Origin of the sequence: Paenibacillus sp. FSL R7-0331 (genome assembly GCF_000758645.1) — a bacterium.
Taxonomy (GTDB): domain Bacteria; phylum Bacillota; class Bacilli; order Paenibacillales; family Paenibacillaceae; genus Paenibacillus_AQ; species Paenibacillus_AQ camerounensis.
Genome location: NZ_CP009284.1, coordinates 6,289,582 through 6,307,500, shown reverse-complemented (window position 1 = coordinate 6,307,500; position 17,919 = coordinate 6,289,582). Strand labels below are relative to the sequence as shown.

Here is a 17,919-nt window from a genome sequence, read left to right as displayed (position 1 = left end):
GCTAAACACACCACCGAAGCTATGGCTAGATACGTATGTATCTGGGGTAGGGGAGCGTTGTATGTGGGTTGAAGGTGTACCGTAAGGAGCGCTGGACAGCATACAAGTGAGAATGCCGGTATGAGTAACGAAAAGATCAGTGAGAATCTGATCCGCCGAAAGCCCAAGGTTTCCTGAGGAAGGCTCGTCCGCTCAGGGTAAGTCGGGACCTAAGGCGAGGCCGATAGGCGTAGTCGAAGGACAACAGTTTGAAATTACTGTACCACCGTAATCCGCTATGAGCGATGGGGTGACGCAGGAGGGTAGTGACGCGGACTGATGGATGTCCGTCTAAGCAGTGAGGCTGGTGTGTAGGCAAATCCGCACATCGTAAGGCTGGGCTGTGATGGGGAGCGAAAATTGTAGTAGCGAAGGTCATGATCTCACACTGCCAAGAAAAGCCTCTAGCCAGGAGAAGGTGCCCGTACCGCAAACCGACACAGGTAGGCGAGAAGAGAATTCTAAGGCGCGCGGAAGAACTCTCGTTAAGGAACTCGGCAAAATGACCCCGTAACTTCGGGAGAAGGGGTGCCTCGGTAGGGTGAATAGCCCGAGGGGGCCGCAGTGAAAAGGCCCAAGCGACTGTTTAGCAAAAACACAGGTCTGTGCGAAGCCGCAAGGCGAAGTATACGGGCTGACGCCTGCCCGGTGCTGGAAGGTTAAGGGGAGTGGTTAGGGGTAACCCGAAGCTATGAACCGAAGCCCCAGTAAACGGCGGCCGTAACTATAACGGTCCTAAGGTAGCGAAATTCCTTGTCAGGTAAATTCTGACCCGCACGAATGGCGTAACGACTTGGGCGCTGTCTCAACGAGAGATCCGGTGAAATTTTAATACCTGTGAAGATGCAGGTTACCCGCGACAAGACGGAAAGACCCCATGGAGCTTTACTGCAGCTTGATATTGAATTTGGGTACGATCTGTACAGGATAGGTGGGAGCCGTAGAAACAGGAGCGCAAGCTTCTGTGGAGGCGCCGTTGGGATACCACCCTGATCGTATCTAGGTTCTAACCTGGTGCCCTTAACGGGTACGGGGACCGTGTCAGGCGGGCAGTTTGACTGGGGCGGTCGCCTCCTAAAGAGTAACGGAGGCGTTCAAAGGTTCCCTCAGAATGGTTGGAAATCATTCGAAGAGTGCAAAGGCATAAGGGAGCTTGACTGCGAGACCAACAAGTCGAGCAGGGACGAAAGTCGGACTTAGTGATCCGGTGGTACCGCATGGAAGGGCCATCGCTCAACGGATAAAAGCTACCCTGGGGATAACAGGCTTATCTCCCCCAAGAGTCCACATCGACGGGGAGGTTTGGCACCTCGATGTCGGCTCATCGCATCCTGGGGCTGAAGTAGGTCCCAAGGGTTGGGCTGTTCGCCCATTAAAGCGGTACGCGAGCTGGGTTCAGAACGTCGTGAGACAGTTCGGTCCCTATCTGTCGTGGGCGCAGGAAATTTGAGAGGAGCTGTCCTTAGTACGAGAGGACCGGGATGGACGTACCGCTGGTGCACCAGTTGTTCCGCCAGGAGCATGGCTGGGTAGCTACGTACGGACGGGATAAGCGCTGAAAGCATCTAAGCGTGAAGCCCCCCTCAAGATGAGATTTCCCAATTAGTAAGACCCCTTGAAGACGACGAGGTAGATAGGTTGGAGGTGGAAGTGCAGCAATGCATGGAGCTGACCAATACTAATCGGTCGAGGGCTTATCCAACAAACTACCCCAAAAAGTGAAGAAGAGGCTGACGAAGCCGATTCCGAATACTTTCCGGGGGCCCCATAACAAGGGCAAACGCAGATTCGTTTCGGATTCAGTTTTCAGGTGATCAAGCCTGTAACGCAACGACATTTATTCGCACTTCTGGTGATGAACCAAATGTCTAGCGGCAGCGTCTGTTTCACAGACGCATGTTTGGTGGCGATAGCGGAGGGGTTCCACGCGTACCCATCCCGAACACGACCGTTAAGTCCTCCAGCGCCAATGGTACTTGGACCGAAGGGTCCTGGGAGAGTAGGACGCTGCCAAGCACTTGAAGTCCACTGTTGAGTAATCGACAGTGGACTTTTTGCGTCCGGTAGAGGCTGTGGAAAAGCTGTGGATAATTCAGAAAATATCCGGAAAATTACACACATGTGGATAGCATTTTTTTATAGCTGACAGACTGCTATTTATGTGGACGGAAAGCATGTTTATGTGGACTAGTCAAGAAAAATCACTAGTAATGCACTGAAATTGTGGATAATTAGTGGAATATGTGGATAGCGTTTGCATAATCGGGGATAAGTATTTTAGGCTGGAGCATTTTGCTCCGGTTTTTTACGCTGCTGTGTTTATTTTGTGGATAACTAATGGGGACGCACCTGAAACCAGGCAAGATATTAGCATACTGCTACCGGGCTTGTTATACTCTCATTAAGCATAAAAATATGTTGATGAGGTGAACTGAATTGGAACTAAGGCAGCTGAGTATGGAAGAATACGAGTCAAACCTAATCCTTTCTGAATATGCTTTTCAATACAAAGTGTCCGCCGAGGACCGGATAACCGGTAAAGAAAAGTTTAAGCCGGACAGTGTGTGGGGCGTTTTTGAGGAAAGAGAGCTGAAAGCCGGGCTGACGCTGCTCCCCTTAGAGGTATATATTCAGGGAAAAGTCTATTCTATGGGCGGCATTGCCGGAGTAGCCACATGGCCGGAGAACCGCAGACAAGGGTATGTCGCTACGCTTTTAAAGCATGTTTTGCAGGTGATGAATGAGAATGGCCAGTCACTGTCGATGCTGCACCCGTTTCTGATTCCCTTTTACCGCCGGTTTGGGTGGGAAGTATATTGCGAATATAAAAAATACACAATTCCTGTTGGGAAATTTCCGGTGAAAACCGAAATAGAAGGCAATGTGCGGCGCGATGCTGCAGATGTGGACACGCTGGATCAGCTGTACAGCCGGTTTGCAGCCCGTTATAACGGAACTCTGAAGCGGAGTAAGGAATGGTGGAAGGAAACGGTACTCCGTCAAGATATGCACCACGCTGTGTTCAGCTCAGTGCAAGGCGAACCTGAAGGGTATGTGCTTTATAAACTGGAGAGCAGGGAGCTTGTTATCAACGAATTTGTTTTTTTGAATGAACAAGCGCGCCGTGGCCTCTGGACGTTCCTCGCCAATCACGATTCAATGGTCACAGGCGCTTCTCTAAGTATGGTGCCCGCTGATGATATGCTGCCGTTTCTGCTGCCGGACCCGCGGATTGCCCAGGAGAATTATCCTTATTTTATGGCACGGATTGTTAATGCTCAGACCTTTGTGGAATCATTTATGTTCAACGAACAGTCAGAAGCCCGGAAATTCACGCTGTACATTACAGATGAGCATGCCCCATGGAACGACGGAAGCTGGGCGTGGACGGTGAACACAGATGGAACAGCATCGCTCGTCCGCTCTAATGCTGCAGAAGGACAGCATGATCTGAGCTGCAGCATCGGAACGTTCACCGTCCTGTTAATGGGATATAAACGCCCTCATGAATTAGCTAAATACGGGAGCCTGACGGGCAGTCCGGAAGCTCTGAAACAGCTGGCAGCGGCGATCCCGCATGCTGATACCGCATTGTTCGACTTCTTCTGATGAACCAAAAGCTCTGCCGCGGGGCCGGCAGCGGCAGAGCTTTACTTTTACATAGGAAAAATCCTGTTGTAATAAGAATTAACCGAATACATTGGGCGGAATGAGTAAAAAATATGAGTAACCCCTTGGCATTCAGTGAGAATGTGTTATAATATGAAAAAAGTCAAAGAAAGTCAAAGTCAACGAAATTCGTTGAAGCTTTTTTTATATCTTCAAGGCTGAAATGTCTGAAGCAGAGGATACGGACCGGAAGCATGTGCCGGAGCCGGTACTGGATTCGTGCCCACCCTCTTGGGTTAATTTTCTTTAGAGGTTGCTATGGACGGATTATCAGCAAAGTTGAATACTATTGCATTAAGCACTGGAGGATGAGTGATGCGTAATATCTCTGATATTATCGAACAATATCTGAAGAATATTTTGCATGAAAGTCCCGAAGGTACGGTGGAAATCCAGCGCAATGACCTGGCGGACCAGTTCTCATGCGTGCCGTCACAGATTAATTATGTCATCAGTACACGTTTTACCTTGGAGAAGGGTTATGTGGTGGAGAGCAAGCGCGGCGGCGGAGGCTATATCCGGATTCAGCGTTTTGAGCTGCCCCAGAGTGTGGCGCTGTATGCCCATCTCAAATCTACAATAGGAAATGATATTGATCAGAATTCCGCAGAAGGGCTGATTTATCAGCTTGAGGAAGCCCGTTTCCTAAGCAAACGTGAAGCGTGTCTCATGCGCGCCGCTGTTTCCCGGGAATGCCTGACGGTTAATCTGCCGTACCGGGATGAGATTCGTGCCAAGATTATGAAGGCGATGCTAATCTCTTTGTTGGGCAAATAATGGTCATCATAAGGGAGGGACTCCGCGATGCTGTGTCAGGAATGCGGCGTCAAACCGGCAACTCTTCACTTCACTAAGATTGTGAGCGGAGAGAAGACGGAATTTCATATTTGTGAAAGCTGTGCCCGTGAAAAAGGGGAGCTGATTCCCGGAACGGCAGGAGGCTTCTCGATTCACAGCCTGTTGTCCGGATTGCTTGATCTTGAGGGGGCAGGCAAGGAGAAGACAGCAGCGACCAAGAATGTGCAGGGTCTGCACTGCGAGAATTGCGGTATGACCTATTCGCAGTTCAGCAAGCTCGGGCGCTTCGGCTGCAGCTCCTGTTATAAATATTTTGACAGCACGCTGGACCCGCTGTTCAGAAGAGTGCACGGCAGTACGGCACATGTAGGCAAGCTGCCCAAACGTGCCGGTGCACAGATTATGTGTAAGCGTCAGGTTAATGAATTAAAGCAGGAACTGCAGGAGAGCATCATCCAGGAGGAATTCGAGACTGCAGCGCAGCTCCGGGACCAAATCCGCAAACTTGAAAAAGAAATGGCACAAGAGTAAAGTCTTTCATATATAGGGGGGATACGACATGTCAAATCTCCGGTTTACCGAACAGGCGCTTAGCAACTGGATGCGCTGCGGCGGCAGCCACTCTGAAATTGTAATCAGCAGCCGTATGCGTATCGCCCGCAATCTGGAGCATCTGCCGTTTCCGCTGCTGGCTTCAGTGGAGCAGGCCGAGCAAGCGCTGGAACAGCTCGCACCTGTATTTCAGGGGGAAGCCGCTGAAGGCTTTGGCAGCTTCGAGCTGTTGCGGCTGGACGATCTTACAGAACTGGACAAAAAAGTGCTGGTGGAGAAGCATCTGATCAGCCCCAATCTCGCCAATGAATCCCGCGGAGGCGCGGTTATCCTGAATGAGGATGAATCGGTCAGCATTATGATTAATGAAGAAGACCACCTGCGCATCCAGTGTCTGTTCCCCGGCCTGCAGGTCAAGGAAGCCTGGGAAAGGGCTACAGCGATTGATGATATTTTTGAAGCCTCAGTCAATTATGCCTTTGATGACAGGAGAGGGTATCTGACCAGCTGTCCTACTAATGTAGGCACGGGCCTAAGGGCTTCAGTGATGCTGCATCTGCCCGCGCTTGTGATGACTCACCAGATTAACCGGATTTTATCGGCTGTTAACCAGGTTGGGCTCACAGTAAGAGGAATTTACGGTGAAGGCAGCGAAGCAGTAGGTAACATCTTTCAGATATCCAATCAGATCACACTGGGGCAGACCGAAAGTGAAATTATTGAGAATCTTCACAGTGTAGTAACACAGATTATCGAGCATGAACGTAATGCCCGTGAACGGCTCCTTAGCGATTCAGCACTGCGGATTACCGACCGGATCAAACGCTCCTACGGTATTCTCGCCTATGCAGCTGTGATGGAGCTTAAGGAATCGGCGCAACGGCTCTCCGATCTGCGGCTGGGCGTAGACCTTGGAATTCTTGAAGGTCCCTCCATCTCCGTATTGAACGAGCTGAACGTTAAGACGCAGCCGGGATTCCTGCAAAAAATGTTCGGTGATGAGCTTTCAGCCACTGAACGCGATATGTACCGGGCAAAGCTGCTCCGGGAAACACTGGGAACACAACATTAATTATAGATATTTATTATCCGTGGAGGTGCAGGAGATATGATGTTTGGAAGATTTACGGAACGCGCACAAAAAGTGCTGGCGCTGGCGCAGGAAGAAGCTGTACGACTGGGACATAATAACATCGGTACAGAACATATTTTGCTCGGACTGATTCGTGAGGGAGACGGCATTGCCGCCAAGGCACTGATTGGACTGGGTCTGGGTCTGGAGAAAATCCAGGATGAAGTGGAAACGCTGATCGGCAGAGGACAGGAACAGCCTACCAACATCGCGTATACTCCACGTGCCAAAAAAGTAATTGAGCTGTCGATGGATGAAGCACGCAAGCTGGGTCACACTTATGTCGGTACAGAGCATATCCTGCTCGGACTGATCCGTGAAGGCGAAGGTGTAGCAGCCCGTGTACTTAACAATCTGGGAATCAGCCTTAATAAAGCCCGTCAGCAGGTACTGCAGCTTCTGGGCAGCAGCGAAGCTACTTCAAGCCACAGCGGAACGCCGGCAAATGTCAGCACACCTACGCTGGACGGCTTGGCCCGCGACTTGACAGCTTATGCTAAAGACGGCAACCTTGACCCTGTTATCGGCCGCAGTAAAGAAATTGAACGCGTAATTCAGGTGCTTAGCCGCCGGACCAAAAACAATCCGGTCCTGATAGGTGAACCTGGGGTAGGTAAAACAGCAATTGCTGAAGGCCTTGCGCAAAAAATTATAAACAATGAAATTCCGGAAACACTGCGCGATAAACGCGTTATGACCCTGGATATGGGCTCTGTCGTAGCCGGAACCAAATACCGCGGTGAATTTGAAGACCGACTCAAAAAAATCATGGATGAAATTCGTCAGGCCGGTAACATCGTGCTCTTCATCGATGAGCTGCATACCCTGATCGGAGCAGGCGGTGCGGAAGGTGCGATTGACGCCTCCAATATCCTGAAGCCGGCTCTGGCCCGTGGTGAGCTGCAGTGCATCGGTGCAACCACCCTTGACGAATACCGCAAATATATTGAAAAAGACGCTGCCCTGGAACGCCGCTTCCAGCCGATCACGGTGGATCAGCCTTCTCCGGAGGAAGCCGTTCAGATCCTCTACGGACTGCGTGACCGTTACGAAGCCCACCACCGTGTGAAAATTACGGATGAAGCGATTGTGGAGGCTGTGAAGCTGTCTGACCGCTATATCCCGGACCGCTTCCTGCCTGACAAAGCGATTGACCTGATTGACGAAGCTGGCTCCAAGGTAAGGCTGAACTCCTATACTATTCCGCCGAACCTGAAGGAACTGGAAATGCGTCTGGATGATATCCGCAAGGAAAAGGATTCGGCTGTACAGAGCCAGGAGTTTGAAAAGGCGGCTGCGCTGCGTGATACCGAGCAAAAGATCCGTGAAGAGCTCGATACAACCAAGAACCAGTGGAAAGAGAAGCAGGGCCGTACCGATTCCCAGGTTACACCTGAGGATATCGCACAGGTTGTAGCCAGCTGGACCGGTATTCCGGTCAGCAAGCTGAAGGAAGAGGAGACCGACCGTCTGCTCAACATGGAGGCTCTGCTGCATGAACGCGTAATCGGCCAGGATGAAGCTGTGAAGGCTGTCAGCCGCGCGCTGCGCCGGGCACGTGCAGGTCTTAAAGACCCTAAACGCCCAATGGGTTCATTCATCTTCCTCGGACCAACCGGGGTTGGTAAAACGGAGCTGGCGCGTGCACTTGCCGAAGCGATGTTTGGTGATGAGAATGCAGTTATCCGCATCGACATGTCGGAATATATGGAGAAGCACTCCACGTCCCGGCTCGTAGGGGCGCCTCCAGGATATGTCGGATATGAAGAGGGCGGACAGCTGACCGAGAAGGTTCGCCGCAAACCTTACTCCGTAGTATTGCTGGATGAAATCGAGAAGGCTCACCCTGAAGTATTTAACATTCTGCTGCAGGTGCTGGAAGACGGCCGCCTGACCGATTCCAAAGGCCGCGTAGTCGATTTCCGCAACACCTTGATCATTCTGACCTCTAACGTAGGGGCACAGGCAATCAAGAAAAATTCAACACTCGGCTTTACAGCAGTACAGGATGCCGGAGCAGACTACAGCAACATGAAGGGCAAGGTAATGGAAGAACTGAAGAAGAGCTTCCGCCCTGAATTCCTGAACCGTATCGACGAGATTATTGTCTTCCACTCCTTGGAAGAGAAGCATATCGCTGAAATCGTAACGCTTATGTCCGATGAGCTGCGTAAGCGGCTGCGTGAGTATGATGTGGACTTCGAGCTTACTGATGGCGGTAAAGCCTTCCTCGCCAAAGAAGGATATGATCCGGCGTTCGGTGCACGTCCGTTGCGCCGCGCTATCCAGAAGCATATTGAAGACCGCCTCTCCGAAGAGCTGCTGAAAGGCAACATCAAGAAAGGCGATTCCCTTAAGATTGATGAAGTGAACGGCGAGCTTGTAGTGACCACAGTGGTTGCACCGGCAGCCGCGCTGGAGCAAGAAGCCGAAGCAGACAATAAATAAGCACCGCTGAAACAAAGCTGCCGCTCCTCCGTATAGAGGAGCGGGGCTTTTTTTGTTGACCGGCTGTTTCTTTTCTTGCTGAAATGATTAAACCGCCGCTGATTCAGGCAGGTTATAGATGCCAGCCAAAACTAGAACCTAAGGAACCTTCCGTTCAGGGGACAGAAATGGTAAACTTTGAGTAAGCGTAATTTATCCGCAATTTAAGTAACCTGGACTGTAAGGAGACCACATGGCAAAAGCAAAAACGAAATTCTTCTGTACCGACTGCGGCTACGAATCGCCAAAATGGTTCGGCAAATGCCCGGGCTGCCAGGCATGGAACACCATGGTGGAGGAAACAGAAAGCGTAGTCAAAACTCAAGGAATGAATGCACCTATTTTTCAGAGTAAAGAAAAGGCGCAATCGATCATAAATATAGAAAGTGACAAAGAACCGCGCATCCTGACAGGTATCGGTGAACTGAACCGTGTGCTTGGCGGAGGCATTGTACCCGGCTCTCTGGTACTTGTCGGCGGAGATCCCGGAATCGGAAAGTCGACCCTCCTGCTGCAGACCTCGCACGCACTGACTACACAGGGACTCCGTGTGCTGTATATTTCGGGTGAGGAATCGGTACGCCAGACCAAGCTCCGTGCTGACCGCCTCGGAGCGTTGTCAGCAGAGCTGTACGTATTGTGCGAAACCAATATGGAGAGCATTGAAGAGGCCATTGAGCAGATTCAGCCCCAGTTCCTGGTCATCGACTCCATTCAGACTGTATTTATGCCTGAAGTAACGAGTGCGCCCGGCAGCGTGACACAGGTACGGGAGTGTACAACACGGTTTATGCGCATTGCCAAAATCCGCGGAATTGCGACAGTGCTGGTTGGCCATGTTACCAAGGAGGGTGCCATTGCCGGCCCCCGGATGCTTGAGCATATGGTGGACTGTGTATTGTATTTTGAGGGGGAACGGCATCATACCTACCGGCTGCTGCGAGCGGTAAAGAACCGCTTTGGCTCTACGAATGAGATTGGAATTTTTGAGATGGGTGAGATTGGCCTCACGGAAGTGGAGAATCCTTCAGAGCTGTTCCTGTCAGAGCGGCCGCTGGGAGTCGCCGGCTCTGCTGTTGTGGCCAGCATGGAGGGAACCAGACCGGTGCTGGTTGAGCTTCAGGCACTGGTAGCTGCGACTCACTTCCCTTCCCCCCGGCGGATGTGCACCGGGATGGACCATCAGCGGATGGCGCTTATTATTGCAGTTCTTGAGAAGCGGATGGGCATGTTCCTGCAGAATCAGGATGCTTACCTCAACGTTGCCGGAGGTGTAAAGCTGGATGAGCCGGCTATTGACCTGGCGGTCGCGGTCAGCATTGCCTCCAGCTTCCGTGATATATCTACCAAGCCCTACGATGTCTTCTTCGGCGAAGTCGGGCTCACAGGCGAGGTAAGAGGTGTCTCGCGTGCCGAAACGCGGGTCAAGGAGGCAGCTAAGCTGGGCTTCCGGAGGGTAATAATGCCAGAGAAGAGCATGAAGGGCTGGAAGCATCCGCAGGATATCCAGATTATTGGCGTCAGCACCGTAGCAGATGCACTAAAGGTCGCGTTAGATTAGGGGGCTAATAAGGAACATGAAAGAATATACTCAATTAGAAAATATGAACGATCTGCTGAGGATGGCAGCGCCGGGAACGCCCTTCCGCGAAGGATTGGAGAATGTGCTGCGTGCCAAGACGGGTGCACTCATCGTAGTCGGTTACAGTCCTGAAGTGATGGAGGTTGTAGACGGAGGCTTCTCCATCAACTGCGATTTTTCGCCCAATTACTTGTATGAGCTGGCCAAGATGGACGGCGCCATTATTCTCAGCGAGGATCTTAAGCGGATTTTGTACGCCAATACCCAGCTGATTCCCGATCCGTCCATTCCTTCAATCGAGACAGGAATCCGCCACCGGACTGCAGAACGTGTTGCCAAGCAGACCGGTAAGCTGGTCGTATCCATTTCCCAGCGGCGGAATATCATTACGCTGTATCAGGGATCTATCCGGTATGCCCTCAAAGAAATCGGAGCCATCCTGGCTAAAGCCAACCAGGCTATTCAGACGCTTGAGAAATACAAAGCAGTACTGACCCAAGGGCTGACTAACCTTTCGGCATCGGAATATGAAGGGCTTGTGACTGTTGCTGAGGTTGTGGGTGTAATCCAGCGCGTGGAGATGGTGCTGCGGATTAAGATGGAAATCAAGCGTTACATCAATGAGCTGGGCAATGAAGGCCGTCTGATCAGCATGCAGATGGAAGAACTGGTGGGAAATACAGAGGAAGAAGCGTGGCTCCTGTACAGAGACTATGCAAGAGAAGAGCAGGAGGACAAAATCCGTGAGATCATCGCAGGGCTCAAGCGCAGCAGTGATGATGAGCTGATGGATGACAATCATATCGCCCGTCTCCTGGGCTATTCTTCGACGGCAATCGCCTCAGAAGAAGCGGTTACACCGCGCGGCTACCGTCTGCTGAACAAAATCCCGCGTCTGCCCAACGTTATTATCCATAATCTGGTAGAGCGTTTCGAAATGCTGCCTAATCTGATGACAGCCAGCATTGCAGAGCTTGATGAAGTCGACGGAATCGGCGAAGTGCGGGCACGCAATATTCAAGACGGCCTCAAACGTCTGCAGAAGCAAGTTCTTATTGACAGGCAAATGTAAATAACATACAATCACGTAATATTGAAGACTGTAAGGTTCAAAGTAAGCAAACAGAGGTGAAGAAATGATACAAAAATCAATTCCGAGTATTTTTACCATTGGTAATCTGATGCTTGGAATGTTTGGTATCATGATGGCGTTAGACGGCAAGCTCAGCATGGCCGCTATCATGGTGATTATCGCTATGCTTTTAGACGGACTGGACGGCCGGGTCGCTCGTGCGCTCAAGTGTGAAAGTGAATTTGGCAAGGAGCTTGATTCTTTATCCGATGTTGTCTCCTTCGGGGTAGCACCGGCACTGATTATGTATATCACCAGCCTGCAGGATTTGAACTCTGCGCTGGGCTGGACGGTCACCGCAATCTTCCCGGTATTCGGGGCACTGCGGCTGGCACGCTTTAATGTCCGTCCGGGAATTCCCGGATATTTTATCGGATTGCCGATTCCTGCAGCAGGTGGCGTGTTGGCCACACTGGCTCTTTTTCATAAAGATGTCTCTGCCCCGTTCATGATTGTTGCTACCCTGCTCTTATCCTATCTCATGGTCAGCACTGTTAAATATCCAAACTTCAAGAAAGTCGGCCTGCCCAAAAAAGCTGTGCTGATCGCACCAGTAGTCATTGTTGTGGCAGTAGCTGTGGCTGTGATTTTCCCGGAGCAGATTGCCAAAATGATTTTTGCACTGCTGGCGCTATATGCGCTCTATGGCTTCAAGCACAATATTGCCCGGCTGACGGCACGCCGCCGCCACCGCCGCAGAAGACGTTCGGAAGACAAAGTGTATCAATCGAAGAACGGCTAACCGGAATATTACCCTATAGCTATGCCCAAAAAGGCTTTGCCCTCACTGATCGCAGTGAAACGGCAAAGCCTTTGCTGCTGATACGCCGGAAACAGAAAGGGAAAGTTTCAGGATAGATTAAACAGTCCAAGTGTGGCGCATTTCTGCGATTCCTTGGCGACCACCTCGTCCATATTGATGTTAAGCAGATTGCAGAGGGCAGACATATAGAACAGCTCGCGCCCCAGCTCGGAGGCTACAACCTCACGGCAGTTCTCGCACAGCTCACCTTCCAGATGAGTGCCTGCCAGTTCTTTGGCCTGCTCAAGCCCAAGCGCCGGTTCGAATACCTGTTTGGTGGCATGCAGCTGAATGCAGCCGCACTCCGTAATGGCCTTGACTACAGCACGGTTGACGGAAGCGCTGCTCTGGCCGTTTTTGGACATCACATCCAGCAGACTACGGTGACGGAGCAGCAGTTCGGAGACTTGATCCTGAAAGGCCTGTAAACTTGGTGCGCTCATTTTCCATTCACCCCTGGGTTCTTGATTGAGTTCATTATATGCCAGTACCCCCTTGTTTTCAACGGGAATAAGAGTTCCTGACAACCATAACATTACCGGTAACTTTTTTCTGCATAAAATAAGCGTACCTGCGATTACCGTCCCGGAAATTGGAACATACTGGTGAGGTATACATCATTTCAGGATGAATAAAAGGAGGTGCGTAGGGTTATGTGGAAAAAAATAGTTTTAACGCTTGCCGGGCTGCTTGGAGCCTGGTCCGGTTATTCGCTATACCATACGGCAGAAAGAGGATTCCCGCAGGGCATGGATAAACTGGCGATGGGTCTGCCTGTGGAAGGAAGCATTTTGTTTACGGTGCTGGGTGCCATTATTTTTTTGATTGCGGGGACTTTATGCGCGGAATGGGGAGGTTCAAAGCTTCGTGAGGCGGTAGTGTACTGTTCGCGTATACCGATGAGTGAGATGGCTGCCGGCGCCGCTGGTCTGACCGGAGGGCTGCTGCTGTCTTTGCTGCTGCATCCGGCGATGGACTGGCTTGGTAAAGCGGGGGACTTGCTGCAGGTAGGGGTTACGCTGGCACTGGGTTATATGGGGCTGCGAATCGGTCTGGAGAAAAAAGAAGAGCTTGGCTCGCTATGGGCAACCGGACGCTGGGGACAGCAGGATGAGCCGGAAGGGCGCGGACCCCAGGAGCATAAAATTCTGGATACCAGCGTCATCATTGACGGACGGATCGCAGATATATGCAAAACAGGCTTTATTGAAGGGACGATTGTCATTCCGGAATTCGTGCTTGAGGAGCTGCAGCATATTGCCGATTCTTCTGACCTGCTGAAGCGTAACCGCGGGCGGCGCGGGCTTGATATCCTCAATAAAATCCAGAAAGAGCTGGATGTGAAGGTGCTTATCTATGAGGGTGATTTTGAAGAAATCTCCGAGGTGGACAGCAAGCTGGTTAAGCTCGCTAAAGTCCTGCGCGGCAAGGTGGTCACGAATGATTTTAACCTGAATAAGGTTTGTGAGCTGCAGGGTGTCTCGGTGCTTAATATTAATGATCTGGCCAACGCAGTCAAGCCGGTCGTACTTCCTGGTGAGGAGATTATCGTACAGGTAATTAAGGATGGCAAGGAGCATGGCCAGGGGGTGGCTTATCTGGACGACGGCACCATGATTGTCGTTGAAGGCGGGCGCGAATATATTGGTACAACGATGGAAGTGCTGGTGACTAGTGTGCTGCAGACTTCTGCCGGCAGAATGATATTCGCCAAACCGAAGCTGCTGGAAAAGGCGCAATAAGCTTCAAAAGGGAATCCTGTAAGTCTTATGGGTTGGAAATGCCCGCCAAACACGTTATGATGAGGATATACGTGAAGGACAGGAGCCTAAGAACATGTCAAACAGTGTAGGCGCCGTGATTGTGGCGGCAGGCAGAGGGACAAGAATGGGAACCGCAGAGAGCAAGCAGTATCTGCTCCTGCAGGATAAACCGGTTATCGTTCATACGCTTGAGGTGTTCCAGCAGCATGAGCTTATCTCTGAGATCGTGCTGGTAACCGGAGAAGCGGATATCGTCCGCTGCCGGGAATGGGTACAGGCCTATAGGCTGGATAAAGTGAAGGCTGTCATTGCCGGTGGGGCGGAGCGGCAGCATTCCGTGTACAAGGGTCTGCAGGCGCTGGAGACAGACTGGGTTATGGTTCATGACGGTGTCCGTCCGTTTGTGCAGGCTGCAGAGATTAGTGCCTGTTACCGGATAGCTGCCCAGTCCGGGGCGTCAGTGCTGGCTGTGCCGGTTAAAGATACAATTAAGCAGGTGAACGGTACGGGTCAAGTAGTGTCTACACCTGACCGGCGAAGTCTGTGGGCGATTCAGACCCCGCAGACTTTTCGTCTGTCTGAGCTGATGGCCTCCTATGAAGCAGCGGAGCGCGACGGATTTATCGGTACAGATGATTCCAGTCTTGCAGAGCGCAGCGGGATTTCGGTCTCTGTGGTGGAGGGGAGCTACAGTAATATCAAGCTGACGACACCGGAGGATCTGGATTTTGCAGAATTCACACAAAGAAGCAGGGGAGAGGGTTAACAGATGATAGCGGTAGGACAGGGATTTGATGTACACCAGCTGGTGGAGGGGAGACCGTGCATTATCGGCGGGGTTACAATTCCTTATGAAAAGGGGCTGCTGGGCCACTCCGATGCGGATGTGCTGCTGCATGCAGTCAGCGATGCTATTCTTGGGGCTCTGGGGCTTGGCGATATCGGCCGGCATTTTCCCGATACGGATCCCGCATTCAAGGATGCGGACAGCCTGAAGCTGCTGGAGCATGTATGGGGCCTTGCCCGCGAGCGCGGTTATAAGCTTGGCAACATTGATTCCACTATTATTGCACAGAAGCCGAAGATGGCTCCTTATATCCCGCAGATGAGCGAGATTATTGCCAAAGCGCTGGGTGCTGAGGTCTCCAAGGTTAATGTAAAAGCAACAACGACGGAACAGCTAGGCTTTGCCGGACGCGGTGAGGGAATTGCCGCACAATCTATTGTCTGCCTGCTCCAAGATGTGATATCATCTTGAGATGGCTGTATACGGCCTAATTTTAACCATTATGAAGCGGAGGGATTTACAGTGGCGGATCAAGTCCGGGTGCGTTATGCACCGAGCCCTACGGGACATTTACATATCGGAAATGCCAGAACGGCATTGTTTAACTATTTGTTTGCCCGTAATCTGGGAGGCAAATTTATTATCCGGATTGAAGATACAGACGTAAAGCGCAATGTTGCCGGCGGTGAAGAAAGCCAGCTGAAATATTTGAAGTGGCTAGGCATTAACTGGGATGAGAGTGTCGATGTAGGCGGAGAATACGGACCGTACCGCCAGACGGAACGTCTGGATCTGTACCGCGTATACTGGCAGGATCTGATTGACCGCGGCCTTGCTTACCGCTGCTATTGTACGGAAGAAGAGCTGGAAGCAGAACGGGAAGAACAGACCGCACGAGGCGAAACGCCGCGTTATTCCGGCAAGCACCGCAATTTGACTGAAGCGCAGCGCCTTGCCTTTGAGGCGGAGGGACGTGTAGCCAGCATCCGCTTCCTGGTGCCGGAAGACCGCACGTATACCTTCGATGATATCGTCAAGGGCAGCATTTCTTTCACTACGAAGGAAATGGGTGACTTTGTCATCGTGAAGAAGGACGGAATTCCGACCTATAACTTCGCCGTTGCTGTTGATGATCATCTGATGGAAATCTCCCATGTTCTGCGCGGGGAAGACCACATCTCCAATACGCCCCGCCAGCTGATGATTTATGAAGCGCTGGGCTGGGAAGCTCCGCTGTTCGGCCATATGACGCTGATCGTAGGCGATGACCACAAGAAGCTGAGCAAGCGCAATGAATCAATTATTCAATTTATCGAGCAGTATGACCAGCTCGGCTACCTGCCTGAGGCACTGTTCAATTACATCTCTCTGCTCGGCTGGTCGCCGGAAGGAGAAGAGGAGATCTTCAGCCAGGAACAGCTGATCTCTATCTTTACAGCGGACCGTCTGTCCAAGAGTCCCGCAGTGTTCGACAAGAACAAGCTGGCGCATCTCAACAATCACTATATCAAGCATGCAGATCCGCAGCGGATCGCACGCCTTGCCATTCCGCATCTTCAGAAAGCAGGCCGGCTGCCGGCAGAGCTGAATGAAGAGCAGCAGACATGGGCAGAAAGCCTTGTAGCCCTATATCAGGAGCAGATGACTGCTGCATCGGACATCGTTGAGCTGTCTGAGCTGTTCTTCCGCAGCCACTTAGAGCTGGAGACTGAAGCAGCACAGGTGCTTGCTGAAGCGCAGGTTCCGGAGGTTCTGTCCGCATTCCTGGCCAAGGTAGAGAACACCGGGGAATTCACTGCTGCGAATATGGCAGTGCTGATCAAGGAAGTGCAGAAAGAAACAGGCTATAAGGGGAAAGGGCTGTTTATGCCGATCCGAGTCGCATTGACCGGCCAGACCCACGGCCGTGATCTGAATGTGACCATCGCCCTGCTGGGCCGCGGCCGGGTTATTGAACGGCTGAAGTCACAGATTAAAGGGGCTTAGGCTGTATTAAGCCGCGTATAACCCTTGTCAGTCCAGGTTCTTTTCGCTAAGATAGAAACATATTGTAATAGCTGTGATCAGGAGAAGTATGCGTATAGGGACAATTGCCAGAGAGAATAACCGCGGAGGAGAGATTCACTCCGTGGCTGGGAGTTATTCACTTGTCTTCCGCAGAATATGCGCCTGTGAGCTGTGCGGCTGAGCGGTTCTGTTAAGGAGCGTTAGGCTGCACCGGGAACGTTGCCGTTATTAACGCGAGAGGGATCAGCGGAAGCTGCGGTTAGAAATGGCCGGAGCAATGATGTATGATCCAAGCAGAGTGGAACCGCGGTTAAACGCCTCTGCAGCTTTGAGCTGCAGAGGCGTTTTTTGTCGAGAGATGCCGGATAAAGACTGCCTGTGCCGCTGCTATATTCACCAAGGGTGCTTGATAATACCTTCGCCCGGCGCACCTGTTAACAGGAGGCGGCGAAGTCAAGAAGAGGGGAAACGTGATGTTTAAGCATATAAAGTCGGATATCCGGGCAGTATTCGACAACGATCCCGCGGCGCGGAGCAAATTCGAGGTTGTTTTTACTTATGCCGGACTTCACGCGATATGGGCTCATAGAATAGCCCACTCCTTTTACACACGCCGGTGGTTTACACTGGCCCGGATTGTTTCGCAGATCAGCAGATTTATGACCGGCGTTGAGATTCATCCCGGCGCGCGGATCGGCAACCGGCTGTTCATTGACCACGGGATGGGTATTGTCATCGGTGAAACCTGTGAGATCGGTGATGATGTTATCATCTATCAAGGAGTGACTCTTGGCGGTACAGGGAAGGAAAAAGGCAAGCGCCATCCGACGGTAGGCAACAATGTTGTTATTGGTTCCGGGGCAAAAGTACTGGGATCGTTCCGGATCGGCGATAATTCCAATATAGGCTCCAATGCGGTCGTGCTGAGGGAAGTGCCCAACAACAGTACAGTGGTCGGCAACCCGGGGCGTGTAGTCAAGCGTAACGGTGAACGGGTGACCGACCGGCTGGATCATACCAAAATGCCCGATCCGCTTATTGATTCCCTGCGGTTTTTGCAGAAGGAAATTGAGGAGCTTCGTGAGCAGATGGGTAATGAGGATAAACAAAAGACGGAGCAGCGGAGGCTGGAAAGCCAGCAGTACATCGGAGATTATGAAATTTAAAGC

Annotated in this window: 14 protein-coding genes and 2 rRNA genes (1 of these 16 only partly in view); 15 read left to right on the top strand and 1 reads right to left on the bottom strand. The window is 51.6% G+C overall.

Features of this window, described 5'->3' with window-relative positions; genetic code table 11:
• From R70331_RS27620 to pssA, 10 genes are all read left to right on the top strand, one after another.
• Positions 1 to 1,741 (top strand): 23S ribosomal RNA (locus R70331_RS27620) (it extends 1,186 nt beyond the left edge of the window).
• 197 nt (positions 1,742 to 1,938) lie between these two features.
• A 5S ribosomal RNA gene (gene rrf / locus R70331_RS27615) occupies positions 1,939 to 2,055 on the top strand.
• A 420-nt stretch (positions 2,056 to 2,475) separates the two neighbouring features.
• Positions 2,476 to 3,648 carry a GNAT family N-acetyltransferase gene (locus R70331_RS27610; protein WP_042181127.1) on the top strand — a complete coding sequence of 391 codons (1,173 nt, stop codon included), beginning with the start codon at positions 2,476 to 2,478 and terminating at the stop codon, positions 3,646 to 3,648.
• A 375-nt stretch (positions 3,649 to 4,023) separates the two neighbouring features.
• Positions 4,024 to 4,485, top strand: coding sequence for a CtsR family transcriptional regulator (locus R70331_RS27605; protein ID WP_042181125.1), 462 nt, complete (start codon positions 4,024 to 4,026; stop codon positions 4,483 to 4,485).
• A 27-nt stretch (positions 4,486 to 4,512) separates the two neighbouring features.
• Positions 4,513 to 5,037, top strand: coding sequence for a protein-arginine kinase activator protein McsA (locus R70331_RS27600; protein WP_042181123.1), 525 nt, complete (start codon positions 4,513 to 4,515; stop codon positions 5,035 to 5,037).
• Between the two features lie 28 nt (positions 5,038 to 5,065).
• Positions 5,066 to 6,130: a protein-arginine kinase McsB gene (locus R70331_RS27595; RefSeq protein WP_042181121.1), complete on the top strand. Its 1,065-nt coding sequence runs from the start codon at positions 5,066 to 5,068 to the stop codon at positions 6,128 to 6,130.
• Between the two features lie 36 nt (positions 6,131 to 6,166).
• Positions 6,167 to 8,638 (top strand): ATP-dependent protease ATP-binding subunit ClpC, encoded by a 2,472-nt coding sequence (gene clpC, locus R70331_RS27590; RefSeq protein ID WP_042181119.1) that lies wholly within the window; start codon positions 6,167 to 6,169, stop codon positions 8,636 to 8,638.
• Between the two features lie 232 nt (positions 8,639 to 8,870).
• Positions 8,871 to 10,238, top strand: a complete 1,368-nt coding sequence (radA, locus tag R70331_RS27585) for a DNA repair protein RadA (protein ID WP_039877431.1) — start codon at positions 8,871 to 8,873, stop codon at positions 10,236 to 10,238.
• 16 nt (positions 10,239 to 10,254) lie between these two features.
• Positions 10,255 to 11,331 carry a DNA integrity scanning diadenylate cyclase DisA gene (gene disA / locus R70331_RS27580; protein ID WP_042181117.1) on the top strand — a complete coding sequence of 359 codons (1,077 nt, stop codon included), beginning with the start codon at positions 10,255 to 10,257 and terminating at the stop codon, positions 11,329 to 11,331.
• A gap of 64 nt (positions 11,332 to 11,395) precedes the next feature.
• Positions 11,396 to 12,133 (top strand): CDP-diacylglycerol--serine O-phosphatidyltransferase, encoded by a 738-nt coding sequence (gene pssA / locus R70331_RS27575; RefSeq protein ID WP_042181115.1) that lies wholly within the window; start codon positions 11,396 to 11,398, stop codon positions 12,131 to 12,133.
• A 107-nt stretch (positions 12,134 to 12,240) separates the two neighbouring features.
• Here pssA and R70331_RS27570 read toward each other — a convergent pair whose 3' ends face one another.
• A complete protein-coding gene (locus tag R70331_RS27570; RefSeq protein ID WP_039877428.1) occupies positions 12,241 to 12,636 on the bottom strand; it encodes a nucleoside triphosphate pyrophosphohydrolase family protein in 396 nt (131 codons plus the stop codon).
• A gap of 210 nt (positions 12,637 to 12,846) precedes the next feature.
• Between R70331_RS27570 and R70331_RS27565 the strand changes: the two genes are divergently transcribed.
• The 5 genes from R70331_RS27565 (at position 12,847) to cysE (ending at position 17,916) form a co-directional block, all read left to right on the top strand.
• Positions 12,847 to 13,935 carry a PIN/TRAM domain-containing protein gene (locus R70331_RS27565; protein WP_042181113.1) on the top strand — a complete coding sequence of 363 codons (1,089 nt, stop codon included), beginning with the start codon at positions 12,847 to 12,849 and terminating at the stop codon, positions 13,933 to 13,935.
• A gap of 94 nt (positions 13,936 to 14,029) precedes the next feature.
• Entirely contained in the window at positions 14,030 to 14,722 is a 693-nt protein-coding gene (gene ispD, locus R70331_RS27560) for a 2-C-methyl-D-erythritol 4-phosphate cytidylyltransferase (protein ID WP_042181111.1), read from the top strand.
• A gap of 3 nt (positions 14,723 to 14,725) precedes the next feature.
• The gene (ispF, locus tag R70331_RS27555; RefSeq protein ID WP_042181109.1) at positions 14,726 to 15,214 is read left to right on the top strand and encodes a 2-C-methyl-D-erythritol 2,4-cyclodiphosphate synthase; all 489 of its coding nucleotides are present in this window, start codon (positions 14,726 to 14,728) and stop codon (positions 15,212 to 15,214) included.
• A 51-nt stretch (positions 15,215 to 15,265) separates the two neighbouring features.
• Positions 15,266 to 16,729 (top strand): glutamate--tRNA ligase, encoded by a 1,464-nt coding sequence (gene gltX / locus R70331_RS27550; RefSeq protein ID WP_042181106.1) that lies wholly within the window; start codon positions 15,266 to 15,268, stop codon positions 16,727 to 16,729.
• A 494-nt stretch (positions 16,730 to 17,223) separates the two neighbouring features.
• Positions 17,224 to 17,916 (top strand): serine O-acetyltransferase, encoded by a 693-nt coding sequence (gene cysE / locus R70331_RS27545; protein ID WP_042181104.1) that lies wholly within the window; start codon positions 17,224 to 17,226, stop codon positions 17,914 to 17,916.
• Positions 17,917 to 17,919 lie beyond the last annotated feature (3 nt).

What these genes read in the sequence shown, in the direction of transcription:
- R70331_RS27605 (WP_042181125.1), top strand. Translation starts at nt 4,024, where the DNA reads ATGCGTAATATCTCTGATATTATCGAACAATATCTGAAGAATATTTTG.
- R70331_RS27600 (WP_042181123.1), top strand. Translation starts at nt 4,513, where the DNA reads ATGCTGTGTCAGGAATGCGGCGTCAAACCGGCAACTCTTCACTTCACT.
- R70331_RS27595 (WP_042181121.1), top strand. Translation starts at nt 5,066, where the DNA reads ATGTCAAATCTCCGGTTTACCGAACAGGCGCTTAGCAACTGGATGCGC.
- clpC (WP_042181119.1), top strand. Translation starts at nt 6,167, where the DNA reads ATGATGTTTGGAAGATTTACGGAACGCGCACAAAAAGTGCTGGCGCTG.
- radA (WP_039877431.1), top strand. Translation starts at nt 8,871, where the DNA reads ATGGCAAAAGCAAAAACGAAATTCTTCTGTACCGACTGCGGCTACGAA.
- disA (WP_042181117.1), top strand. Translation starts at nt 10,255, where the DNA reads ATGAAAGAATATACTCAATTAGAAAATATGAACGATCTGCTGAGGATG.
- pssA (WP_042181115.1), top strand. Translation starts at nt 11,396, where the DNA reads ATGATACAAAAATCAATTCCGAGTATTTTTACCATTGGTAATCTGATG.
- R70331_RS27570 (WP_039877428.1), bottom strand. Translation starts at nt 12,636, where the DNA reads ATGAGCGCACCAAGTTTACAGGCCTTTCAGGATCAAGTCTCCGAACTG.
- R70331_RS27565 (WP_042181113.1), top strand. Translation starts at nt 12,847, where the DNA reads ATGTGGAAAAAAATAGTTTTAACGCTTGCCGGGCTGCTTGGAGCCTGG.
- ispD (WP_042181111.1), top strand. Translation starts at nt 14,030, where the DNA reads ATGTCAAACAGTGTAGGCGCCGTGATTGTGGCGGCAGGCAGAGGGACA.
- ispF (WP_042181109.1), top strand. Translation starts at nt 14,726, where the DNA reads ATGATAGCGGTAGGACAGGGATTTGATGTACACCAGCTGGTGGAGGGG.
- cysE (WP_042181104.1), top strand. Translation starts at nt 17,224, where the DNA reads ATGTTTAAGCATATAAAGTCGGATATCCGGGCAGTATTCGACAACGAT.